Source organism: Terrisporobacter sp. (genome assembly GCF_017888745.1).
Lineage (GTDB): Bacteria > Bacillota > Clostridia > Peptostreptococcales > Peptostreptococcaceae > Terrisporobacter.
The window spans coordinates 22255-28254 of record NZ_JAGHFM010000189.1 but is presented as its reverse complement, the minus strand read 5'-3'; the positions used below and the strand labels follow the sequence as shown (position 1 = coordinate 28254).

The window sequence follows — 6000 nt, the reverse complement described above, 5'->3', positions numbered from 1 at the left end:
GCTTTAAATCCTAGTCCTTTTCCCATGACAACAACTTCTTTATTATTTGCATCATAAGCACAAATAAAACTATTATTAATCACTTTTGTTACTTTCATAAATATTATCAAGCCTCTTTCTAATAATTTTTTAACACAAAAATGACCAAACTTTATAACACATTAAACAAAACTTTAATGTACTATAAAATTTGGTCTTGCCTGCATAATCAGTAACATGCCAAATTAGTTTCATATCCATTTGTTACTATGCTTAAATGATATCGTTTTCTAAATTAAATGTCAATATAAAATTTTTATTTTTAATATTTTTTATTTTTAGTATCTTTATATTTTAATATTTTTCTTTTTAATTTTTAAATAAAAAATTTAATTTATAGCTAATTTAACATTCATATAACTTGATTTCATATTATAATATATAAAAAAGGGGGGATTAAAATGAATAAAAAATTACCTAAAGGCGCTTATGGAGGTGTCTCTGGTAAAGATTATGTACCTTACATAACAGATAAGTCAAGAACTGGCGGAAATATAGCCGTTCTAGTTATAGGTATCATATTATCAGCAGTTTTTGCTGCTTCAACTGCATACTCAGGTATGAAAGCTGGTCTTACAGTGGCTGCCGGTATTCCTGGTGCAATAATAGGTTCAGCTCTAGTTAGTATTTTCGCAAAACAAAAAGGAATACTTGGAAAAAACTTAATCCAAGGTATGTCTAGTGGTGGGGAGTCTGTTGCTAGTGGACTTATTTTCGTTTTACCTGCTGTAATTTTAATAGGTGGTAAGATAACATTTTTAGAAGGAATTGCAGTTGGTATTGGTGGTGTTTTATTTGGTATTGGTATAGCATCACTTGTTCACAATTATTTAATAGTTGAAGAACATGGTAAATTAGTTTATCCTGAATCAATGGCTATTTCTGAAACATTAGTAGCGTCTGATCACGGTGGAGATTCTATGAAGTATATGGGAATGGGATTTGGTATTGGTGGAGCTATAACTATTTTAACTAGTTCATTTTTAAATGTTACAAACAATGTAATTACTTTTATCGGAAGTAAATGGTACAAATGGAAGTTTGATTTAGAAGTTAATCCACTTTTATTAGGAATTGGATTTATTGTAGGTCTTGATGTTTCATTAACAATGTTTGCAGGGTCTATATTATCAGCATTTGGTATAACTCCTTTAATTGGTTACTTTGTTGACATGGCTGGAGAGAGTGCTGTTGTTTGGAATAATCCATCAATGCCTATAAACCAAATGGATGTGCAAACTATTGCTGGTAGCTATGTTAAATACATTGGTGCAGGTATGATGCTTTGTGGTGGATTGATTGGAGCAGTAAAACTTATACCTACTATAATAGCTTCTATTCAAGAGACTGTAAAAGCAAAATCATCTTCTACAGATTCTAATGGTTCTTCTATTGAAATGATAATATTATTAGGTGGTGTAGTAATAGGATTTATAGCTGCATTTTTAATATCTGGTGGTAACTTTATGATGGCCATAGTTGGTGCTATATTATCACTTATTTTATCATTATTATTTGTCATAGTTGCAGGACGTCTAACAGGTACTATAGGAACATCTAACCTTCCTGTATCTGGTATGACAATAGCTTCTTTAGTAATAGCTACTTTAATATTTGTTATTATGGGATGGACATCTCCAGAAAACAATAAATCATTACTTCTATTTGGTTCATTTATAGTTGTTGCCATAGCAATTGCTGGTGGATACTGTCAATCTCAAAAAGTAACTTATGTAATCGGTGGTAATAAAAATGAAATGCAACGTTACTTTGCAATAGCTAGTATAGTTGGTGTTGTAGTAGTTGTTGGTGTAATGATATTATTATCAGATCAACTTAAAATAACTGGTGATAATCCACCTTTTGCTCTACCTCAAGCTAACTTAATGTCAACATTAACATCTGGTATAATGTCAGGTGATTTACCTTGGGTTATGATAATAGTAGGTGTATTTATGGCAATAGTTTTATATTTATTAGATCTTCCTATAATGACAGTTGCTATAGGATTCTATTTACCAATTGCCACTACTTCTATAATATTAGTTGGTGCTTTAATCCGTGTATTTGTTGAAAAAACTTCTAAGAGTGATAAGGATAAAGAAGTTAAAGTTTCTAATGGTATAAGTTTATCTTCAGGTTTAGTTGCTGGTGGTTCTATATTAGGACTTATAGGTATCATATGCCAAGTTACAGGTATAGTTGGTGGAAATGTTCCTAGTGGCTTTGCTGCTGGCAATGGTATGGCAATAATTTTACTAGTTCTTTTAGTTATCTTTGCTACTATACCTATTATGAAATCTAAGGTAAAAAATAATGAATAATGAGGATGTATTAAATTTAGTTTTCAAAATTAGTAATAAAATCAGCTATGAAGTTGAAAATGAAACTGTAACTATTTTAGAAAAACAAGATCACTTCATACAAAAGTTTTTTAGAAAATTAAAGTTTAAAATTCCTATGTATAAGAAAATAGAACTAGATAAGTATAGCAGTTTTGTGTTTTTGCAAATAGATGGTAAAAAAACTGTAAAAGAAATTGGCTACAATTTAGAAAGTGCTTACGGTCAGGATTCTCATCCTCTTTATGAAAGACTATTAATGTTTTTAAATCATATTGAGTGCAACTGTAAATATGTTGAGAGAGTAAATTAAATAAAACCTATTATGTTATGTGTAGTGAATATGATTAATTTTAGTAAGTAAAAACTTAATTATAGAAATTAAAAAGGGATGAAGTTTTAGCTCATCCCTTTTATTATATAATTTTATTTATACTAATTTCTATCCAATTATATCAAAATATTTTTGCATTTCTTCTTTACTAGGACTTATCTCTCCATGTAGTTCTAAACCTTCTTTTCTTACACCATATTTTCTATAAGTGTTAAGCTTAATTTTACATTTATTATCTACAATCCTTGCTATTTCTCTGACTGTAGATTCATTATTCATATTCGGAGCAATTACTGTTCTCACTTCATGAAGTTTATTTTTATCTAAAAGATATTTTAAGTTTTTTAGTACAATATCATTATTACATCCTGTAATCTTTTTATGCTCGTATTCGTCTATACTCTTGACATCTAGCATAAATTTATCTGTATGCTTAACTAATTCTTCATATTCACTTAAATCAATACTTCCGTTAGTATCTGCAAAACAAGTTAAATTAAGCTCATTCTTTACTTTTTTAAATAATTCTACTAAAAAGTCTGCATTAAGGGTACATTCTCCACCACTTACAGTTATCCCCTGTATAAAAGGCGCTATTTCTTTTATTTCATCAAAAAGTTCATCTACATTATAATCAATAACTTTAGGAGTTGATAAATGTTCACAAGTTCTAATACATTGATCACAATCTACACAAGTATCTTTATCCCATATAACCTTTTTATTTATAATTTCTAGCGCATTTACTGGGCAAGTTTTTACACATTTGCCACAGTTTATACACTTATTAATAGTTTCTGGGTTATGGCAATAAGTACATTTAAAGTTACATCCTTGAAAAAATATTGCTGTCCTATTTCCTGGTCCATCTATACAAGAAAAAGGAATTATCTTATTAATTAATGCCATAATTAGTCTCTTATCCTTCTATCAAAAGCTTTAGCTCCATTTTTTGCATTCATACCAAATACTGTAGCATTATTTTTAACAGCTTTTCCACTTTCAAGCTCTGCAACTTCAGATTTTTTTACAAGATATCCAGTAACACGCACTACGTCACAACTATCAGAATAGACTGATATATATCTTATTCCACTATTAAAAGCTCCATCTATAACATTAACTATTGCTTCTAAATTTTCTTTATAAGTATCTTCAAATACAAATATGTCTCCTATTCCATTGAAAAAGTATTTATGATATGGAGCAGATTGTATTATATGCTTGAATAATTCAGGCTCTTCTCCAACTGGTATTCTACATCCTGGTGATATTCCTTGATCTGTATCTATACCAACTTGAGCATGTAATACATGGCTTCCACCGAAACATTCAACATATTTTGATTTATATGAAGAAACTATTTCATTTATTTTTTCTATGATTTTTAATCCTAAATCATTTGCTTCTTTTCCATATCCAAATCTATCCTTTTGCTCAGTTACATTTAGTAAATGATTAACTGCTTCAGCTAGACCTACCATACCAAACATTCCTGTAAATAGTTCTTTTTTTATAAATCCTTCTTTAACAAGGAAATTAGTATTAAAGAAGGCAGCTTCTTCCACTAAGAATCTAGTTCTTTCTTCTATATAATTTAACATTTTATTAGCTACAAATGGTATCTTATTTTCTAAGAAGTCTTCTACTGATTCCGACTGCTCTGCTAATCTACTTAAAACAAGCCTTACTAGGGTATATCCTCCCCCACCTATTATAAATCCATTATAACAAGAGGCTAGAGCATAATTTTCAGTTCCAAAATCTACTATGTCCATCTTGTGATTTGCAAAACTTGGTTTAGCAGTTACTAAAGCTGTTTTTGCACAAAGTTTAGCAAAATCATTTGAAGTTATATCTTTGTCATATTTAACTGTTAAGTTAGGTACTGCGACCTCTAATTCTTCCATTGCTCTAAGTACCATTCTTCCTGCTTTTGTATCCTTTGGTCCTATATTAGCATGAACAAATGAATCTGTTAAAGTTCTATCTATATGTTTTATAAATAATTTTATAGCTTTATATGCTTCTTCCTCATCCTTTACAAAAGGTTCTAATAAATCATCTAGGTTCCCTAAATAAACTGGATATGATGTTATTGAAGGTACATGTTTGTAAAATATTAATAAGTTATTAGTAGCTTCCCAAATATCAGTAGGAACATCTAAGTCTAAGAACTTACACCCTTTTTCCATTAGTATTTTATAATCTGGTATTATATATCTTGGTCTGTAAGGAGCATTTCCTTCAAACATTGAGCATATTATTTCTGCATCAAGTAGTTTTTGAGTTTCTTCATCAATGTTTAATACATCAAGAGTACTTTCTGCTTGTCCTGCCAATTGTAAAACTTGCTGATTATAAGTTAAAGACCTATTTTTTATAATGTTTAATACTTGTTCCATAATTAAAATTTCCTCCTAAGTATATATCTATCTATGTTTATCATCTTTAATCTTATCTAATTTACTAGATAATTTATAAAATTGATCTTTGGTTATTATGATTCCTTTTCTATTTACAGTAATTAAATTTTCTTCTTTTAATATTTTTAAATTTCTATTAATAGTCCTTACTGAAAATCCTAGTATTGCACCTATTTCTTCTCTACTTTTTTCTAAGAATACAGTATCTAAATCTTCGCTTTCAAAAACATTTAATAAATAGTTTATCAATATAAATATAGCAGGATAAGCTAATGACTCTCCTGTTTTTAGTGATTGCTCATACATACTTTTAGAAATGAATTGAAGTATATCTAGAGTCAACTGATGATCTATATTTATCCAATATCTAAAATCTTCTATTGGTATTTCAATAATTATACACTCACTTGTAGTCTGTAGTGTTGATGAGTATGTATCTTTATTAGCCATCATTTCTATTACACCAATATATGAAATTGGCTTTATACTAGCAAAACTATAAATAAATCCATTTTCAAATTCATTTCTAACTTGCATCTGACCTTGACAACTTATATATATGTTTTTTATAGGATTTCCTTTTAGTACCACTAATTTTTCTTTTTCTACTTTTCTAATTTTTGTTTTAGATTTAATATTACTGGGTATCTTGTTAATAAAATCTATTGCCTTTTGATTTTTTATACAATCACAACATAGGCTTTTATTCATGTCGATATTACTCCTGTAAAGTATTTTCTTATATTATTATTTTATCATTATTCTAAAATAGCAAAAGGACATATGTCCCTTAGTTTAAATTTATTTTTCCTAAATAAAAAGTAGTAAACCTTTTATAAGCTTACTACTTCTTAAAAAT

The 6000-nt window shown here is 28.6% G+C and carries 6 protein-coding genes; 2 read left to right on the top strand and 4 right to left on the bottom strand.

Going from position 1 to position 6000, the window contains the following annotated elements; translation table 11 throughout:
• Window positions 1-98, bottom strand: a 98-nt coding sequence (locus tag J7G74_RS16790; RefSeq protein WP_297134509.1) for a CAT RNA binding domain-containing protein, incomplete at its 3' end; no start/stop codon positions are given.
• Window positions 99-440: 342 nt separating this feature from the next.
• Here J7G74_RS16790 and J7G74_RS09330 point away from each other — a divergent pair.
• Both J7G74_RS09330 and J7G74_RS09325 read left to right on the top strand, forming a co-directional pair.
• Complete coding sequence (locus J7G74_RS09330) at window positions 441-2363, top strand: OPT family oligopeptide transporter (protein WP_297134506.1); 1923 nt, start codon at window positions 441-443, stop codon at window positions 2361-2363.
• Window positions 2356-2694 carry a PqqD family peptide modification chaperone gene (locus tag J7G74_RS09325; protein ID WP_297134504.1) on the top strand — a complete coding sequence of 113 codons (339 nt, stop codon included), beginning with the start codon at window positions 2356-2358 and terminating at the stop codon, window positions 2692-2694. Before J7G74_RS09330 ends, J7G74_RS09325 begins: the two co-directional genes overlap by 8 nt.
• A gap of 129 nt (window positions 2695-2823) precedes the next feature.
• Here the strand turns inward: J7G74_RS09325 and J7G74_RS09320 are convergent, their stop codons facing one another.
• Genes J7G74_RS09320 through J7G74_RS09310 form a run of 3 tightly spaced genes read right to left on the bottom strand, consistent with a single transcriptional unit; the run spans window position 2824 to window position 5852 of the window.
• A complete protein-coding gene (locus J7G74_RS09320; protein ID WP_297134501.1) occupies window positions 2824-3624 on the bottom strand; it encodes a YjjW family glycine radical enzyme activase in 801 nt (266 codons plus the stop codon).
• A gap of 2 nt (window positions 3625-3626) precedes the next feature.
• Complete coding sequence (locus J7G74_RS09315) at window positions 3627-5120, bottom strand: YjjI family glycine radical enzyme (RefSeq protein WP_297134499.1); 1494 nt, start codon at window positions 5118-5120, stop codon at window positions 3627-3629.
• A gap of 27 nt (window positions 5121-5147) precedes the next feature.
• Window positions 5148-5852 carry a Crp/Fnr family transcriptional regulator gene (locus J7G74_RS09310; protein WP_297134497.1) on the bottom strand — a complete coding sequence of 235 codons (705 nt, stop codon included), beginning with the start codon at window positions 5850-5852 and terminating at the stop codon, window positions 5148-5150.
• Window positions 5853-6000 lie beyond the last annotated feature (148 nt).